The organism is Curtobacterium sp. NPDC089185 (assembly GCF_040685235.1).
GTDB lineage: Bacteria > Actinomycetota > Actinomycetes > Actinomycetales > Microbacteriaceae > Curtobacterium > Curtobacterium citri.
Window position 1 is genome coordinate 25,027 of the sequence record NZ_JBFBHK010000004.1, and the last position, 17,343, is coordinate 42,369.

General features: G+C 74.1%; 16 protein-coding genes and 1 other RNA gene. 5 read left to right on the forward strand and 12 right to left on the reverse strand.

Annotation, left to right across the window (positions count from 1 at the left end; all coding sequences use genetic code 11):
* Positions 1-192: 192 nt before the first annotated feature.
* The 3 genes from map to rnpB all read left to right on the forward strand — a co-directional run bounded on the left by map (position 193) and on the right by rnpB (position 2,401).
* Entirely contained in the window at positions 193-1,056 is an 864-nt protein-coding gene (gene map / locus AB0N84_RS05215; protein ID WP_289458488.1) for a type I methionyl aminopeptidase, read from the forward strand.
* Between the two features lie 29 nt (positions 1,057-1,085).
* The gene (gene ppgK, locus AB0N84_RS05220) at positions 1,086-1,835 is read left to right on the forward strand and encodes a polyphosphate--glucose phosphotransferase (RefSeq protein ID WP_069711048.1); all 750 of its coding nucleotides are present in this window, start codon (positions 1,086-1,088) and stop codon (positions 1,833-1,835) included.
* Between the two features lie 211 nt (positions 1,836-2,046).
* Positions 2,047-2,401, forward strand: an RNA gene (gene rnpB, locus AB0N84_RS05225) — RNase P RNA component class A.
* 143 nt (positions 2,402-2,544) lie between these two features.
* Here the strand turns inward: rnpB and AB0N84_RS05230 are convergent.
* The 10 genes from AB0N84_RS05230 to AB0N84_RS05275 all read right to left on the reverse strand — a co-directional run bounded on the left by AB0N84_RS05230 (position 2,545) and on the right by AB0N84_RS05275 (position 12,763).
* The gene (locus tag AB0N84_RS05230; protein ID WP_182047655.1) at positions 2,545-3,279 is read right to left on the reverse strand and encodes a hypothetical protein; all 735 of its coding nucleotides are present in this window, start codon (positions 3,277-3,279) and stop codon (positions 2,545-2,547) included.
* Positions 3,276-4,163, reverse strand: a complete 888-nt coding sequence (locus tag AB0N84_RS05235) for a Nif3-like dinuclear metal center hexameric protein (protein ID WP_363544208.1) — start codon at positions 4,161-4,163, stop codon at positions 3,276-3,278. The genes AB0N84_RS05230 and AB0N84_RS05235 overlap by 4 nt, the downstream gene beginning before the upstream one ends.
* A 53-nt stretch (positions 4,164-4,216) precedes the next feature.
* Positions 4,217-5,263, reverse strand: a complete 1,047-nt coding sequence (locus AB0N84_RS05240; protein WP_363544210.1) for a hypothetical protein — start codon at positions 5,261-5,263, stop codon at positions 4,217-4,219.
* A gap of 106 nt (positions 5,264-5,369) precedes the next feature.
* On the reverse strand, positions 5,370-5,942 hold the full coding sequence (locus AB0N84_RS05245) for an alpha/beta fold hydrolase (RefSeq protein ID WP_363544212.1): 573 nt from the start codon (positions 5,940-5,942) through the stop codon (positions 5,370-5,372).
* 27 nt (positions 5,943-5,969) lie between these two features.
* Complete coding sequence (locus AB0N84_RS05250; protein ID WP_363544214.1) at positions 5,970-6,935, reverse strand: AraC family transcriptional regulator; 966 nt, start codon at positions 6,933-6,935, stop codon at positions 5,970-5,972.
* Between the two features lie 126 nt (positions 6,936-7,061).
* Positions 7,062-7,475: an ATP-binding protein gene (locus tag AB0N84_RS05255; protein WP_083263638.1), complete on the reverse strand. Its 414-nt coding sequence runs from the start codon at positions 7,473-7,475 to the stop codon at positions 7,062-7,064.
* The gene (locus AB0N84_RS05260) at positions 7,472-7,810 is read right to left on the reverse strand and encodes an STAS domain-containing protein (protein WP_069711054.1); all 339 of its coding nucleotides are present in this window, start codon (positions 7,808-7,810) and stop codon (positions 7,472-7,474) included. The genes AB0N84_RS05255 and AB0N84_RS05260 overlap by 4 nt, the downstream gene beginning before the upstream one ends.
* A 57-nt stretch (positions 7,811-7,867) precedes the next feature.
* A complete protein-coding gene (locus tag AB0N84_RS05265; protein WP_363544217.1) occupies positions 7,868-9,082 on the reverse strand; it encodes a multidrug effflux MFS transporter in 1,215 nt (404 codons plus the stop codon).
* A 143-nt stretch (positions 9,083-9,225) separates the two neighbouring features.
* Positions 9,226-11,877, reverse strand: a complete 2,652-nt coding sequence (locus AB0N84_RS05270; protein ID WP_363544219.1) for a phosphoenolpyruvate carboxylase — start codon at positions 11,875-11,877, stop codon at positions 9,226-9,228.
* 187 nt (positions 11,878-12,064) lie between these two features.
* Complete coding sequence (locus AB0N84_RS05275) at positions 12,065-12,763, reverse strand: biliverdin-producing heme oxygenase (RefSeq protein WP_363544221.1); 699 nt, start codon at positions 12,761-12,763, stop codon at positions 12,065-12,067.
* A 58-nt stretch (positions 12,764-12,821) separates the two neighbouring features.
* Here AB0N84_RS05275 and AB0N84_RS05280 point away from each other — a divergent pair, with 58 nt between their 5' ends.
* Complete coding sequence (locus tag AB0N84_RS05280; protein WP_182048113.1) at positions 12,822-13,667, forward strand: siderophore-interacting protein; 846 nt, start codon at positions 12,822-12,824, stop codon at positions 13,665-13,667.
* Between the two features lie 128 nt (positions 13,668-13,795).
* Positions 13,796-14,299: a GIY-YIG nuclease family protein gene (locus AB0N84_RS05285; protein WP_182048116.1), complete on the forward strand. Its 504-nt coding sequence runs from the start codon at positions 13,796-13,798 to the stop codon at positions 14,297-14,299.
* A 57-nt stretch (positions 14,300-14,356) separates the two neighbouring features.
* Here the strand turns inward: AB0N84_RS05285 and AB0N84_RS05290 are convergent, their stop codons facing one another.
* Both AB0N84_RS05290 and AB0N84_RS05295 read right to left on the reverse strand, forming a co-directional pair.
* The gene (locus tag AB0N84_RS05290; protein WP_363544223.1) at positions 14,357-15,946 is read right to left on the reverse strand and encodes a GMC family oxidoreductase; all 1,590 of its coding nucleotides are present in this window, start codon (positions 15,944-15,946) and stop codon (positions 14,357-14,359) included.
* Positions 15,943-17,283: an alpha/beta fold hydrolase gene (locus AB0N84_RS05295; protein ID WP_363544225.1), complete on the reverse strand. Its 1,341-nt coding sequence runs from the start codon at positions 17,281-17,283 to the stop codon at positions 15,943-15,945. The genes AB0N84_RS05290 and AB0N84_RS05295 overlap by 4 nt, the downstream gene beginning before the upstream one ends.
* Between the last annotated feature and the right edge of the window lie 60 nt (positions 17,284-17,343).

Genomic DNA, 17,343 nt, shown 5'->3' on the forward strand with positions numbered 1-17,343 from the left:
CAGGTTCGCGCGTCGGGACCGCGAGTCTCGTCCGCGGGGCCGAGCCTCGTGTGCGCCCCGCGCCCGACGCGACGGCCTGGAGGCCCGGTGCCGGCCCGCCGGGCGCGCACCGGTCCTCCAGGCGCTCGCCCTGCGGCGGGGCCGGGCCGCGGGCGCGACGGGCTCGTGCCGCACCCGGTTAGAGTGGTCGCCATGCCCCGGGACGCACACGGACACCTGACCGCCGGCCGGATCTCCCCCCAGCGCCCCGTCCCGAAGGACATCGAGCGCCCCGAGTACGTCGGGCGCGCCGAGCCGCACGAGCACGGTCTCGGCGACACCTACACGCCCGACGAGGTCGAGCGGATCCGGGCGGCCGGCCGCATCGCCTCGCGGGCGATCGACGCCGTGGGCGAGGCGATCCGTCCGGGCGTCACCACCGACGAGCTCGACCGCATCGGCCACGAGTACGTCGTGTCGCACGGCGCCTACCCCTCGACGCTCGGCTACCGCGGGTACCCGAAGTCGCTGTGCTCGAGCCTCAACGAGGTCATCTGCCACGGCATCCCGGACGACACCGTGCTGCAGGAGGGCGACCTGGTCAACATCGACGTCACCGCCTTCAAGGACGGGATGCACGGCGACACGAACCGCACGTTCGTCGTCGGCGAGGCATCGCAGGAGGTGCAGGACCTGGTCGACCGCACGCGGCTCGCGCTCGAGCGCGGCATCAAGGCGGTCGCCCCGGGCCGCCAGGTCAACGTCATCGGCCGCGCCATCGAGGCCTACGCCAAGCGCTTCGGCTACGGCGTCGTGCGGGACTACACCGGGCACGGAGTCGGGCGGGCCTTCCACTCCGGCCTGATCATCCCCCACTACGACGCACCCCAGTACGACACCGTCATCGAGCCCGGCATGGTGTTCACCATCGAGCCGATGCTCACCCTCGGCGGCATCGACGCGGACATCTGGTCGGACGACTGGACCGTCAGCACCCGCGACAAGTCGTGGACCGCACAGTTCGAACACACCCTCGTCGTCACCGAGCGCGGCGCGGAGCTCCTCACCGTCTCCTGACGGACCTCCTCCCCCAGAAAGGCACACCCATGACCACCCTCGCAGTCGGCGTCGACATCGGCGGTACGGGCATCAAGGGCGCGATCGTCGACGTCACCACCGGCGAACTCCAGACCGACCGGATCAAGAAGGCCACCCCCGAGGGCGGCAAGCCCCACGACATCGTCGCCGTGGCGAAGTCGATCCTCGACGAGCTCGCCCCCGCCGCCGACGTGCCGGTGGGCGTCTGCTTCCCCGCGATCGTCCGCGACGGCAAGACCATGTCGGCGGCGAACGTGTCGAAGAAGTGGATCGGCTTCGAGGCCGAGGCGCTCTTCGAGAAGGAGCTTGGCCGCTCCATCCACTTCGTCAACGACGCCGACGCCGCCGGGTTCGCCGAGCAGCAGTTCGGTGCGGCGAAGGGCAAGGACGGGCTCGTCGTGGTCACGACGCTCGGCACCGGGATCGGCACCGCGCTCATCAACGACGGCGTGCTCATCGTGAACTCCGAGCTCGGGCACCTCGAGATCGACGGGCACGACGCCGAGTCCCGCGCGTCGTTCGCCGCCAAGGAACGCGACGACCTGTCGTGGAAGCACTGGGCGAAGCGGCTGCAGAAGTACTACTCGACGCTCGAGGCGCTGCTCTCCCCGGAGCTCTTCGTGGTGGGCGGCGGCGTGTCGAAGCACCACGAGGAGTTCCTCCCGCTGCTCGACCTGCAGGCCGAGATCATCCCGGCGACCCTCCGCAACAACGCCGGGATCATCGGCGCGGCGACCCTGGCGGCCACCAGCAGGTAGTCCGGTCCGGCCCTGCGGCGACGGGTCGTCCTTCCACACCCTCGACGCGCCCGGCCTCCGTCGCCGAGGTTCCACGACCCGCCGCGGTCGTCCCGTCGCGGATCCGGGGAGACAGACCGCGCGGCCCGAGATGCCGACATCGTGGAACCTCGGGAAGCTGCGGCCGAGGCGCACTCGCGCCCCGGACTGCCGGTACAATCGCTGGTGCGAACGGGTCGGTGAGACGGTCGCGTCACTCCCCCGGGAGTGCCGAGGAACGTCCGGGCTCCACAGAGCAGGGCGGTGGGTAACACCCACCCGGAGCAATCCGCGAGACAGTGCCACAGAAAGCAGACCGCCGGCGGCGACGTCGGTAAGGGTGAAACGGTGGTGTAAGAGACCACCAGGGGTCCGGGTGACCGGATCCGCTCGGTAAACCTCGCCCGGAGCAAGGTCAGACAGAGGACGACGAGGCTGCTCGCTGAGTCCTCGGGTGGACCGCTGGAGGCCGGCGGCAACGTCGGTCCGAGAGAGATGGCCGTCACCGCGAGAGCGGGACAGAACCCGGCGTACGGCCGGCCCGTTCGCACCACACGCCCGCCGCGGGTCTCGCACATCCGCAGCGAGACTCCGCAGCGAGATCGGCGCCTCGGCGTGCGCAGGCACGCGTAGACGGACGGGAGGCGCGGTGCCAGCCGGCACCGCGCCTCCCGTCCGTCGTGTGGTCGCGCTACAGGCCGGACTCGGCCGTCCGCACCAGGATCGCGTCGCTGTCCGGGCAGAGCACGACGTCGTCGGGCGCCGCCTGCCGGATCGTCTGCAGGTCGGAGTTCGTGAGCGTCACGCCCGACGCCGTCGACACGCCACCCTGCAGCAGCGACGCGCCGAAGCCGTAGCGATCCCGCTGCCGGTCGTAGAGCGCCAGCAGGTCAGCGGGCACCTTCGCCGCGACGCTCGCGCGGCTCTGCACCGCGGCGTCCCGGTCGGCCTGCACCCGGGCGATCTCGGCGTCGCGCTCCCCCACGAGCGTGGTGCGGTCGGCCTCGACGCGGGCGAGCTCCGCCTCGATGTCCCCGACGCGGGCGCGGTGCACGTCGAGCTGCTCCATGACCTCGAGCTCGGCGGTCTCGAGGTCGCCGATGCGCCGACGCAGCGACTCCATCTCGCTCTGCAGTCCGGCGACGTCCTTGGCGTTCGACGCGTTCTGCAGCATCGTCGTGTCGCGCTCGATGCGGGCCTGAGCGGTCGCGGTGTCGGACTCGAGCCGTGCGAGGTCACGCTCGGCGTCCTCCACCTGGCCGGTCGCGGCGGCCAGCTGCGCACGGAGCGACGCCGCGGCGGTGCCGAGCTCGGTGAGCCGGTCGCCCTTCTGCAGCGCGGTGATGCGGTGCGTCAGCCGCGTCACGTCGTTGTCGAGGCGCTGGAGGTCGAGGAGGACGACCTGGTCCTCGGGTGCTGCCTTCACGGTCGGTCTCCTTCGGGGGCGGGTGCGGACGCCGGCTCGGCGTCCGCTGCGGTCGGGCTGGCGGGTCCGGCTGCCGGCAGGACGGCGAAGTCCCAGGGGTCGGTGCGGAGGTCGCTGACGGTGACCCGGACACCCGTCGCGCGACGGAGCTGCTCGGCGGCCACGTCGAGCCACAGCCACTCGGTCGCCCAGTGCGACGTGTCGACGAGCGCCGGGCCGTCCACGAGCAGGGCCTGCTCGCGGAACTCCGAGGCGGGGTGGTGCCGGAGGTCGCTCGTGACGTAGACGTCGGCGGCGCGGACGGCCGGGTTGCCGAGCAGGGAGTCGCCGGCACCGGCGCAGAGGGCGACCGTGCGGACCGGACGGTCGAAGTCGCCGGAGACCCGGACGCCCGTCGCGGTGGGTGGCAGGAGGTCGACGAGCGTGCGGGCGAGGGCACCGAGGGTCGTACCGGCCGGCAGCACACCGACGCGGCCGATGCCCGTCGCGGCGTCCTGCCCCGGCTCGAGGGGCCGCTGCTCGGTGAGACCGAGCCGGTCGGCCAGCACCGCGGAGGTGCCCGTGGTCACGACGTCGGCGTTCGTGTGCGCGGCGAGCAGGGCGGTACCACCCCGGACCAGGGTGGCGAGCACGCGGCCCTTCGCGGTCGTCTCGTCGATGGTCGTCACCCCGCGGAGCAGCAGCGGGTGGTGCGTCAGGAGCAGGTCCGCTCCGAGCGCCACGGCCTCGTCGGCGGTGGCCGGCACGGCGTCGACGGCGAGGTGCACGTGCTCGATCGGCTGGTCCGGGTGCCCGGACACGAGCCCGACGGCGTCCCAGGACTCGGCGCCGGCGGCGGGCCACAGGTCCTCGGTGACGGCCTGGAGTTCGCGGAGCGTCGGCATCCCGTCAGTCTACCGAGCCGTCGGCAGCGTGCGGTCCGGCAGCGTGCGGTCCGTCAGCGACGGCCGAACAGGGCACGCAGGCGCGCGACGAGTCGTGTCCACCACCCGGCGTCGGCCGAGGCGTCGACGGTGTCGACGGGTGCGTCGCCCGCCGTGGCGTCGCGCTCGACCGGGAGCGAGACCGCCTCCGGCAGCACGACCGGGGTGCTCGCCGTCGTGCCGGCGTGCGCCGTGAGGGCAGCGGCGAACGCGGCACGGTCGATGACGGTCGGTCCGGTCGCGGGCTGCACGAGCGGGGTGGGGCGCGTCGACGCGGAGACCGGCGGGCCGGCCTGGAGGGACAGCGCCGGTCGCACCGGCTCGTCACGCACCGGGGCGGTCACCTCGGCGCCGGTGGCGGTCACGGTGCGTCGGGTCGTGCTGGCTGCGGTCGTCGCGGGCGCGGTCGCGGCGGGTGCGGGCACCGCGGTCCGCGTCGCACGGGCGGCCGCCGCGTCGCGGACGGGCGTCGGCAGCGGGCCGGTGGCCGCACGACGGGCGGCGGCGCGCTCGCGTCGCTCGGCCTCGTCGGCGGCGTCGGCGAGCAGGTCGGCGAAGACGGCACGGGCGAAGGCGCGGGCGGCCTGCACCTCGGCGTCGTCCAGGTCGGCGACCGTGGTCTCCCAGGCGGCGAGTCGGGCGAGGTCCTCGTCACGGCGGCGGACCTCGTCCTCCAGCAGGACGATGCGCTCGATCGTGGTGCGGCCGCTCGACGCGGCGACCTCGACGGCGAGGTCCTCGAAGCGCAGGGCGATCCGGGCCGGGGGTTCGGGGAACGCGGGGGCGCACGCGGCGACGTGACGGGCACGGTCACGACGGCGGAACGCGGTGGCGTCCGTGCTGGTGGCGGTCGCCGACGGGGTCGCCGGCGACTCGACGACCGGCGACGCGGCGGTCTCGTCAGCGGGCACCACCGGCCGCTGCACGGGACCCGTGACCGGCGGCACCACGAGGTCCGCCAGGTAGGGCGACCGGGTGGCCGGGACGTCCCGGAGCCACTCCTCGAGCTCGCGCCCGAAGGGGTCCACGAGGGGGGTGCGCGCGCCGGGCTGGGTCTCCATGTGACGCAGGATAGATTTCACGGGCTGGCGAGGGTGGGAGATCCGCGGTGTGTCGCGCATCCCGCCGCACTGTACGTGACGTGTCGGTCCGGACGTGAGCGGCGTGTCAGCGTCCCACGGCGTCGCGGACGAACCCGTCGAGGAGCCGTCGTCCCTCCGGCCACGCCCCGACGCCGCTCGCCACGTTGACGTGCTGCCGCTCCCCCACCCGGAGCACCCGGGCACCGAGCGTGGACGCGAAGGCCGTGGCCCGCTCCGCCGAGCAGTACGGGTCGTCCTCGCTCACGACGAGGGCCGTCGGCGTCGTGACCGCGCCGCCGGGTGGCCCGAAGCCCCGTGCGGCGTCGGGGAAGGCCGGAGCGGTCGGGTCGGGCGGTGCGACCAGGAACGCGCCGGCGGCCCCACCGTCGTCGTGCGCGGTGAGCCAGCGGGCGGCAGCGAGCACCCCGAGGCTGTGCGCGACGAGCACCGGAGGGCGGTCGCACGCGGCGACCGCGTCCGAGATCGCCCGGTCCCAGTCGTCCGGGTCCGGCGCCGACCACGACGCGGGAGCGATGCGGACGGCCTCCGGTCCGCGGTCGTCCTGCCAGCGCGACTGCCAGTGCTCCGGGTCCGAGTCCCAGATGCCCGGCACGACGACCCACGGGTACCGGTCGGCGGCGTGCTCGTGCTCGTGCATCCGGGCAGCGTAGCGGGACGTGCCGCGTCAGCCGTGCAGGGTGTCGCGGGGGTACTCGCCGAAGCGCTGGTGGTACGCCGCCGAGAAGCGTCCGAGGTGCGCGAAGCCCCACTGCACGGCGACGGAGGCGATCGTCAGCTGGCCCGGGCTGCCCGCGACGAGCTCCTCGCGCACGCGGTCCATGCGGATGCCGCGGAGCATCGCGTTCGGTGCCGTGCCGACCTGGCGCTGGAACGCCTGCTGGAGCCCACGGACGCTCAGCCCGACGTGCTCGGCCACGTCCGTCGTGGTGATGGGCGTGTGCGCGTACGCGTGCATGTACTCGACCGCCTCGCGCACGCGGCTGGTGGCCCCCTGCGGCACGGGCGACTCCGGCGCGAGCTGCTGGTGCGGGAAGGTGTGGAGCATCGCGAGCGCCGTCTCACGGGCGGTCTCGGCGAGCAGGAGCGGGGACGGCTCGGCGGGGCCGAGCACGACGCGGGCGGCACGGGCGACCTGGGCGTTCCACCCACGGAGGTCCTCGGTGCGCGGGCGCTGGGCGTGGTCGAACACGAGCGGGCCGGCCTGGCCGCCGTGCTCCTCGGCGGCGACGCGCTCGAGGAAGCGCCGGTCGAAGTGCACGAGGTTCTGCCGGATGTCCTCGAGCTCGAAGACGAACGGCCGGCCGCTCGGGAACACCACGGGCGTGCCGGGCGCGAAGGTCACGTCGTCGCGCCCCACGTCCACGGTGCCGCCGCCGTCGGTCGTCCACATCACGACGTACTCGTCGCCGGCGGTGGCCTGCCCGGTGGCCTTCGCGTCGAAGTGCGTCGTCCGCAGGGACATCGAGCCGTCCCCGACCATGCGGAACCGGTACGCGAAGGAGCGCTCCGTGTTCGCCCCGTTGAAGTGCGCACCCTCGTAGGCGTCGGAGAAGAGGTCGAGCGCCGCGCCGAGGTCGGTACCGGACGCCTCGTAGCGCAGTCGTGGGTCCGCGCGGGTCTCGGTGCTCATCAGGGTGAGCGTGTCACCCCGACCGGTCCGGGGCACGGTCGGCTCCGCAGGGTGCGCGGAACGGCTGCCCGAGTGCGTGAACCGGATGGTCGTCCACCCCCGCACGGGGTGCACGTCCGTGCCGTCTCAGTGCCGTCCGCGCCGGACGACCCACTGGTTGCGCCCGTCGACCCGCTCGTAGCGCAGGTCGTCGACGACCATCTGCACGAGCGCGAGTCCGCGTCCGCCCTCCGCCATGGCGTCCGGCAGGTGCGCGGCGGACGGGTCGACCGACACGGGGACGCCGTCGTCCACCATCGTCACGACGACGTCGTCGGGCCGGACGGCGAACCGCATGGAGCACGCGATGCGGCTGCCGGCCGCACCGTGCTCGATGACGTTCGACGCGAGCTCGACGAGGGCGAGTTCGAGCGCCATGCGGTCCTCGACGGACAGGTCCGGCTCGCGGTCCCACACCGAGGACAGGAAGGCGTGCACCGCCGTCACGTCCTCGGGCGGGCAGGCGAGATCGAGCACGTGCTCGCCCATGGTGACGGTCATCCCCAGTTCGTGACCGCGGCGTCCCCGTCGGGGTACGTCCGCAGGATCTTGTCGATGTTGGACAGCTTGAGGACCATCTGGACCTGCTCGGAGGGCGCCGCGATGCGCAGGTCCCCGCCGGCCTGGCGCGCGGTCTTCAGGCAACCGACCAGCGCGCCGAGCCCGGACGAGTCCATGAACTCGACGCCGGAGAGCTCGACGACGAGTCGTGCCCGGCCGCCGCCGACCACCTTCGCCACGGTCTCGCGGAACGCGCCCGCGCTGACCATGTTCAGCCGGCCACTGCACTCCAGCACGGCCGTGTCGTCCGTTGCCTCGTGTACGACGATGTCCATGCAGGTGCCTCCTCGGTCCGGAACGGGTGCACGTTGCAACCTACCGGGTCGGTGCCCTCAGGCGGAACGGCCCCGCCGCGTCGCGACGAGCTGGACCACCACGGCCGCCGCGATGAGGGTGGCCATCACGGCCCCCATCGCGGTCGCGGTGCCGCCGAGCGCACCCGCGAGTGGCGTCCCGAGGCCGCCGAGCCCGAAGGTCAGCCCGCCCTGCAGCGCCGCCGCCGTGCCCGGGTGCGCCGCGCCGACCGCCTGGGTCCGCGTCATCGCCGCCGGCAGCACGAAGCCCCACGCGCCGGTGACGACGGCCAGTGCGCACCAGACCGCCACGGGGCCGGTGCCGGCCACGGCGAAGACCAGGACGGCCGCGCTCCCCATCGCACCGACGACCAGACCGGCCGTCAGGAGCGTGTCCTCGGAGAACCGCCCGACGACCCTCCGGAACACCAGCGTCGTGACGATCATCATCGACGCGTTCGTCGCGAACACGAGCGTGTAGAGCTGCTCCGAGAACCCGTACTGCCGCTGGAACACGAACGAGCTCGTCGCGATGTAGGCGAAGAACCCGATCGTCGAGAGCACGCCGGTGAGCACGTACGCCCGGAAGCGCCCGATCGCCATGAGGTCGCGGATGCGTCGGCCGTTCGCCCGGAACCCGGTGCCCCCGCGCGCCGTCGCGGGCAGGGTCTCGCCGAAGCGGAGCGCCACGGCCGCGGTGAACACGGCACCGAGCACCGCGAGCACGACGAACATGAGCCGCCACGAGCCGACGGTCAGGACGGCTCCCCCGGCGAGCGGGGCGACCACCGGCCCGATCGCGTTGATCGCGGCGAGCGTGCCGAACACCTTCGCGGTGCGCGGCCCCGTCGTCGTGTCGGACACCATCGCACGTCCCGCGACGGACCCGGCGGCGCCCGCCAGGCCCTGCACCACCCGCGCCACGACGAGGGTGGTCGCGTCGGGCGCGAGGGCGCAGCCGACCGAGGCCAGGGCGAACCCGGCGGTGCCGACGAGCAGCAGCGGGCGCCGGCCGATGCCGTCGCTCACGGGGCCGGCGAGCAGCTGTCCGACCGCGAACGCGACGAGGAACGCGGTGAGCGAGAGCTGCACGACGCTCGCCGACGTCCCCAGCTCGCGCGCGATGGTCGGCAGCGCCGGGATGTACATGTCGGTCGCGAAGGGCGAGACGCCGACGATGAGCGCGAGCGGGACGATCGGCGGCAGCACGCCACCGGTCGCGGGTCGGCCGGTCCGTTCGCGCTCCGTCGTCACGAACGCAACGCTACGCGTCCGCGAATCGATTCGACAGGACCCTCACCGTGGTCGCACCGGACGGGAGGCGCGGCACCCGCCGGCACCGCGCCTCCCGTCCTGCACCGGGTCGCGATCGCGACCCGTCGGGGGAACCCGTCGGATCAGCCCGTGTTCTGCAGGCCGGCGGCGATCCCGTTGACCGTCAGGAGCAGCAACCGGTGGTCGCCGTCCGTCGGGTCGGTGCTGCCGGTGGTCCGGATCGACCGGAGCGCTCGGAGCTGCAGGTGCGACAGTGCGTCGACGTACGGGCTGCGGAGCCGGACGGCGCGGGCGAGCACCGGCCGGTCCTCGAGCACGTCGCTGCCGCCGGAGACCCGGAGCACCCAGTCGCGGGTGCGGAGCATCTCGTCGAGGACCTTCGCCGCGAGGTCGTCGCGGTCGGCGAGCTCGAGGTACCGGCGGGCGATCTGCTCGTCGGTCTTGGCGAGGGACATCTCGACGTTCTTGATCATCGCGCCGAACAGGGGCCACTCGGCGTACGCGGCACGGAGGACCTCGACGTCGCCGACGGCCTCGAGCGCGGAGCCCAGGCCGTACCAGCCGGCGAGGTTGATGCGCGCCTGCGTCCACGAGAACACCCACGGGATGGCGCGGAGGTCCTCGAGGGACTCGACGCTCAGGCCGCGACGGGCCGGCCGGGAGCCGAGCGGCAGCAGCCCGATCTCCTCCATCGGCGTCACGCGGGCGAACCACGGCGCGAAGCCGTCGGCCTTGACCAGGTCGTAGAACGCCTGCCGGGAGACGTCGTCGAGCTGCTGTGCGAGCTCGGCGAACCGGGTGGCGGCGACCGCCGTCCGGTCCTCGTTCGACGGCGACGACGCGAAGAGCGTCGCCGAGGCCATCTGCTCGAGGTGCCGCGCGGCGATGTCCTGGTCGCCGTACTGGGCGAAGATGACCTCGCCCTGCTCGGTGAGCTTTAGGCGCCCGTCGATCGACCCCGGCGGCTGCGCGAGCACCGCCTCGTTCGCGGGTCCGCCACCACGGCCGAGTGAGCCGCCGCGTCCGTGGAAGAGCGTGAGCTCGACGTCGTTGTCCCGCGCCCAGTCGGCGATCCGCGCCTGGGCGTCGTAGAGCGCGAGGTTCGCCGACACCGGGCCGACGTCCTTCGACGAGTCCGAGTACCCGAGCATGACCTCGAGTCGCCGCCCGGTCGCCGCGAGCCGTCGCTGGAACGGTTCGGTGCGGACGGCCTCGTCGAGGATGTCGACGCTCGCGTGCAGGTCGGCGAAGGTCTCGAAGAGCGGGATGACGTCGAGCACGGGCGCCGCGTCGCCGCACGCCGCCGTCGCCAGCTCGTGCACGTTCGCCAGGTCGGCGGCGGACTGCGTGAAGGACACGATGTACCGGTGCGCCGACCGCACGCCGTAGCGCTGCTGCAGGTCCGCGACGGTGCGGAACACCGCGAGGACCTCCTCGGTCGTGTCGCTGAGCGGCTCCCCCGAGCGGATCTCGGCGAGGGCGGTGCGGTGGACCTGCGAGTGCTGGCGGACCTCGAGCTCGGCCAGGTGGAAGCCGAACGTCTCGACCTGCCACACGAGGTTCTGGAGCTCGCCGTTCGCGGTGCGGGCGGCGCCGGCCGCGACGAGCGAGGCCTGGATCACCCGGAGGTCGGCGAGCAGTTCCTCGGGGCCGCCGTACGCCAGACCGTCCTTCCCGCGGCGGGTCGCACGGATCCGCGCGGCCACGAAGAGCAGCGCCCGCCGGTGGGTCTCGTTCGGCGCGCGCACGCCGATGCGCTCGGCGATGCCCGGGTCGAGCGCCTCCTGCGCGGCGACCAGCGCCTGGAGCCCGGCGTCGGCCGGGGTCTCGGCGGCGTCGAGGGTCAGCGCGGCGCCGATGCGGGTGGCCGCGCGCGACAGGCCGAGCAGGATGTGCTCCGCCGCGATGTCGGCGGCCTGCCGGGTCACGGCCGCGGTGACGTGCGGGTTGCCGTCGCGGTCGCCGCCGATCCACGTGCCGAAGCGCACGAAGGCGGGAGCGCTCACCGGCGCCCGGCCGGCGTCGTCGCCGAGCAGCCGGTCGTCGAGCAGGCGGTAGACCTGCGGCACGATCTCGAACAGCGTCTGGTCGAAGACGCTCATCGCGGTGCGGACCTCGTCGAGCGGGGTCGGTCGCGTGGTCCGCAGCGGCGAGGTGCGCAGGAGCGTCGTGATCTCCTCGAGCAGGCGCCGCTCGTTCTCGGCGCGCGCGGTCGCGTTGCGGGTGTGGTCGCGCTCGTCGATCAGGTCGGTGATGCGGCGCACGGCCGTGGTGACCGCGCGGCGGCGGGCCTCGGTCGGGTGCGCGGTGAGCACCGGGTGGAAGCGCAGGTCGGCCAGGCGCGCGGCGGCCTCGTCGGCACCGACCTGCTCGACGAGCGAGGCGTAGGTGGCGGGGAACGAGTCGCCGGCGAGACCGCCGTCGTCGCCGCGGGCCCGGAGCACGCGGACGCGGTGGTGCTCCTCGGCCAGGTTCGTGAGGTGGAAGTAGGTCGTGAACGCCTGCGCCACGGCCTCGGCCCGCTCGGCGGACATCTCGGCGACGATGGCCTCGGCTCGTGCGGCACCCTCGGCGTCGGACCCCTCGTAGGCGCCGATGACCGCGGCCCGCAGGCTCTCGACGTCGTGGAGCAGCTCGTCGCCACCGGTCTCCCGCAGCACCCGCCCGAGCAGGTTGCCGAGGTACCGGACGTCCGCGCGCAGGTCGCTGTCGACCGCTCCGCTGACGTCGTCCCGTGCGCGCCCGTGGCGCGTCGATCCGTCGATCGCCGTCATGGGTTCCTCTCACGTTGCGCCGGGACCGCGTCCCGGGTCCCCAGCACTGTACCGGCGCACGACGGCACGTGACGACGACCGTCCGGACGGACCACTGCGGGGGTGGACGCCGGGGCCGCGACGTGTGCGCAGGAGCACCCCTGCACGGCGCGCACACGCCACGGCCCCGACGGGTCGGGGACCGTCGTCAGGCGAGGAGGGGGTGCACCGCGTCGCCGTGCGCCGCGGTCGGGGACGCCGGTCGACGCAGCGACGCCACGAGCGCCCGGTCGAGGCGTGCGGCCAGGTCGACCTCGGCGAGCACGGCCTCGCGCTCTGCTGCGGTCCAGGGCGCGGCGTCGAGCTGGGCGCCGTAGGTGTCCTCGAACGCCGCGGGGTCGGCGACCTGGTCGAAGATCGTGAAGAGCACGCCGTTCGTGTCGAAGCCGAACCGCTCCTCGAGCAGCCGCCCGAGCGTCGGTCCACCGGACAGGTCCCCGAGGTACCGCGTGTAGTGGTGCGCCACGAATCCGCCCGGGGAGGTCGCGGCGACCTCGTTCAGCCGGCGGACGTACGCCGTCGTCGCGGCCGTCGGGCAGCAGAGCTCGGACCAGTCGGGCCCGACGAGGTACTCGAGGTCGGCGCGGATCGCGGGCATCCGGGTGAGCTGGGTCGTCACGAAGGGTGCGGCGACCGGGTGGTCGGCCATCCGCTCGGCGGCGCGCTCGAGCGCGTCGTACACGACGGCGTACTGTCCGAGCAGGTCGGCGTAGTCCGCGACGTCGCAGTCCCCCGCCAGCAGGTCGTGCGCCCCGCCCGCCCAGGCGGAGGCACCGGCGGTCGCGCCCGCACCGGTGCGGGACCGCCGCCGCAGCAGCTCGGAGAACGGCGTCACGGTCGGACTCATGAGGTGAGGCTAACCTCAGTTGCTGAGAAGGTCGAGCACCGGAAGAGGAAGCCCCACGATGAGCCCGAGCCCCAAGCGCACCCAGCACGTCTTCGTCGTCGACCGGACGGAACGGATCACCCCGCACACGGTGCGCGTGCACCTCGGCGGTCCGGCCTTCCGCGACTTCGTCGACGGCGCCGACCCGGACCGGCTCGCCGCCACCGACAAGTACGTCAAGCTCCTGCTCGCTCCGCCCGCGAGCGGCCTCGTGCCGCCGTACGACCTCGACGCGCTGCGGGCCGACCTGCCGAAGCACGAGCGTCCGGCCCGCCGCACCTACACCGTGCGGTCGGTGGACCACGAGGCGGGCACGATCGCGATCGACTTCGTCGTGCACGGCGACGAGGGCCTCGCCGGTCCGTGGGCGGTGGCGGCCCGGCCCGGCGACCTGCTCGCGCTCTCCGGTCCCGGCGGCGGGTACACCCCGGCCACCGACCCCGACGTCACCCACGTGCTGCTCGGCGACGACAGCGCGCTGCCGGCGATCGGTGCGGCCCTCGCGGCGATGCACGAGGACGCCACCGGGGTCGCGCTCGTCGAGGTCGCCTCCGCGGCCGACGAGCAGCCGCTCGTCCACCCGGCCGGTGTCGACCTGCGGTGGCTGCACCGCGACGCCACCGGCGCGGAGCCGGGCACGCTCCTGCTGGCGGCGGCCGAGGCGCTGCCCCGTGCCTCCCGGCCGGTGCAGGTCTTCGCGCACGGTGAGCGCACGGCGGTGAAGGCGATCCGGCGGCTCCTGCAGGACGACTGGGGTCTCGAGAAGGCGGACCTGTCCCTGTCCGCGTACTGGGCGCTCGGTCGCGCCGAGGACCGGTTCCAGGAGGAGAAGCGCGAGCCGGTCGGGGTGATCTTCGCCGACTGAGCGGACGGGAGGCACGGGTCGCGTCGGTGGTGCCCGCTAGCGTCCGGCGCGTGGTCACCCCTCCCTCCGTCCCCGCCTGCTGCGTCCCGGGGTGCGACGCACCGTCCGCCGACGGCTTCGCCGCGGTCCTGCCGCTCTGCGGCGGCCACGTCGCGCTCGTGACGGACACGGCGGCCGAGCAGGTCGGCACCGAGGACGCCCTGCCGGGACCCTGCCCGGTCTGCGGGTCGCGGCTCGGTGTCCGCTGGCCGACCGCGACGACCTGCGCGACCTGCGAGTGGCCGTGGGGCGACGTGCCGGACGGCGAGCTGCCCCCGCCGCGCGTCGACGTCGTGTACTACCTGCGGCAGCGGGACGACTTCGGCGACCGCGTCAAGATCGGGACGACCGCGAACCCCCGGCAGCGGCTCGCCGCGGTGCCGCACCAGGAACTCCTGGCGTTCGAACGCGGCGACCGACGGGTCGAACGCCGCCGGCACGCCGTGTTCGCCACGGACCGGTACCCGCGGACGGAGTGGTTCCGGACGACGCCGGCGCTGCTGGCGCACGTCGCGACCGTGGCGGCCGGGGTCGAGGACCCGTGGGCGCTGCACGCGCGGTGGACGAGCGAGGCGCTCGCACTGCGCGGCTGAGGCCCGCGCGCAGCCGCGGTCGGGCGACGGGCGGCGGTGTGCGCCGCCCGTCTGCCCTCAGGCGGCGACGGCGACCGTCCGGGCCCGGTCGGCCGCGGGGTCGTCGCGGAGGAACCGGTCGGCCGTCCGGAGCGAGAGCGCCATGATGGTCAGCGCCGGGTTCGCGATGACGGCACTCGGGAACACCGAGTTGTCGCAGACCCAGAGGTTCGGGACGTCCCACGAGCGCCCGGCCGGGTCGACGACGGACGAGCCGGCGTCCGTCCCCATGCGCGCGGTGCCGATCGTGTGCGCGGTGCGTTCGAGGACACGGACGTCCGTGCCACCCGCCGCCTCGACGATCGCGCTCATGGTCCGGACGGCGTGCGCCCGGATCGCCTCCTCGTTGGACCCGGGCGAGAACGTCACGCGGGCGCGCGGGACCCCGTGCTCGTCGAGCTCGTCGGAGAGCACGAGCCGGTTGTCGTCGTACGGCAGGCACTCGGCGTTGATGCCGACCCCGGCCATCCGCGGGTAGTCGCGCATCGCCCGGACGAGCTCGGCGCCCCGCAGTGACCCGCCGCGGACGAGCGTCGTCGCGAAGGTCAGGGGCTGCACCCCGAGGCTCTGGATGAGGTAGCCCCCGGCGAAGTCGGCGTCGGCCGGCCGGACGAAGTCCTCGGTGATGATCGACGACGGGTACCCGCGGTACGAGCGCATCGACTCGTCGAAGGTCGCCCAGACCTGGGTCGCCCCGTGCGCCGTGAAGTTCCGGCCGACCTGACCGCTGCTGTTCGCGAGTCCGGTGTGCAGGAGCAGCCGGGGCGTCTCGACACCACCGGCTGCGAGGACGAGCGACCGGCAGCGCTGACGCCGTTCGCGGCCGTCACGGGTGTAGAGCACCGCGCACACCTTGCCGTCGGCGTCGAGCTCGATGCCGTGCACGAAGGACTCCGGTCGGATCTCCGCGCCGAAGGCCACGGCGGCGGGCAGGTAGGTCGTGTCCATCGAGACCTTGGCGCCGTTCCGGCAGCCCTGGTGGCAGGACCCGCACGACACGCAGGCCTGACGGAGACCGTGGTGCTCCTGGTGCCGGTCCTCGGTGGTGAGGCCGACGGGGGCGTCCGTCGCCGTGATGCCGAGCGCGGCGGTCCCGCGCATCATCATGTCCGACGACGCGTTCCGCGGCGGCGGACCCATCCGGTACCGACGGGACGGGTCCCAGGGGTAGTGCTCGGGCCCGGCGACGCCGACCTCGTGCTCGACGCGCTCGATGTACCCGGTGAGCTCGGCGTGGTCGATCGGCCAGTCCTCGCCCTGCCCGCTCTCGGTGCGCAGCCGCAGGTCGTGGACGCTGGGCCGCGGGGTGAACGCGCCCCAGTGCAGGGTCGAGCCGCCCACGCCGGTGCCGCTGTTGTTCGGTCCGAATGCCGTCGGCGTCGCGCCGCCGCTGATCCGCTCGTCCATCCAGTTGATGTCGGCGGGGGCCTCGACCTCGTCCGGGGTGTGGTCGCCCGGCTCGGTGTTGCGACCGGCCTCGAAGGCGACCGCCGTCAGGCCCTCGCGTGCGAGTCGGGCCAGGAGCGGTGCGCCGCCGGCACCGGTCCCGACCACGACCACGTCGACGACCTCGTCGTCCTGGTAGCGCCGCTGTGCGTCGAGTCTCATCGTGCTGCTCCCTCGGGTTCCCATGCTTCCCGTTGCCCGGCACCGAGCACCTGGAAGCCCTGCTTGCGGACGCCGTCGCCACCGTTGGCGAAGCCGTCGTAGTCGATCTCGGACATGGTGGCGGGGTGGGCGAGCCACTGCTTGACCAGGTCCACGCTCGCGTCCTCGAACCACGCGCGGAGCTGCTCGGCGTCGAGCGCGCCGTCCGACCGGTACCGTCCGGCGGCGACGTCCTCGAGTGCGTCGGCCAGGGCGTCGGACCCGGCCGCCGGAGCGAGCACGTCGAGGGCTGCGCGGTACGCCTCGACGTCGGTCGGCATGCCGTCCGGCCGCCACCCGTCGCCCTGGCCCGCGGCCAGCTGCGCGTCGACCCGGAGCGCCAGGTCGACCTCGTGCTCCCCCGGCTGCGGGACGACGATCCGGGCGACCGCGCGGAGCGTGTCGAGCTGCTGCTGGTCGAGCGCGTCCGGAGCCGCGCCCGGGTCGTCGGCGAGGGCACGGACGGCGAGCAGCCCGCGGGTCCGCGCGCTCACGCGCGGCGAGGCGATCACGCGGGCGTCGTCGGCGGGCACGACCGGGGCGTGCGCGACGCGCCGGGTCCAGAAGTCGCGGACGATCGCGGCCACCTCGACCGGACGCTCCCACGGCAGCAGGTGTGCGGCACCGGCGACCTCGTGCAGTTCGGCGGCGGGCCAGTGCGGCAGGGTCAGCCGGCGCTGGGCGTCGGCGGCGAGGTCGCCGTCCTCGGCTCCGGCCAGCACGAGCGTCGGCACGGGGTTCGGTGCGGCCGTGGCCGACCAGTCCTCGCGGCTGCCGCGGAGCAGCCAGTCGCGCCAGGCGCGGGGGTCGGTCCGGCGGACGTCCTGCACGGCCTGCTCGTGGCGGTCGGGCGGTAGCACCTCGGCGGTGTTCGCGTCGACGAACTCGGCGGCGTGGTCCTGCTCGATCGGTCCGTGCTCGGCCCACGCGAGCATCGACGTGCGGCGCTCCTCGGCCATCGGTTCCGGCGCCAGGGGCGACGGGGCCAGGAGCACGACGGCGCGCAGCCCGAACAGGCCGTTCGCGCCGGAGACGGTCCGGTCGGCGACGACCGTGGCGACCTTCCCGCCCATCGAGTGCCCGACGAGCACCCACTCCGTGGCGCCGCTGGCACCGATCGCACGCTCGACCCGGACGGCCATCTCCTCGACGGTCGTGCCACCCGAGGCGGGGCTCCGCCCGAACCCCGGCAGGTCGATGCCGACGAGGTCGAGGTCACCGGCGAGCTCCGAGCGGAGGAGCGCGAACTCCTCGGAACTGGAGCCCAGCGCGTGCAGGCAGAAGGCGGTCGCTGTCATGCTTCGTTCCTACCGTCCACGGAACGCGGGACCCAGCGAACCTGTACCCCGGCGATGTAC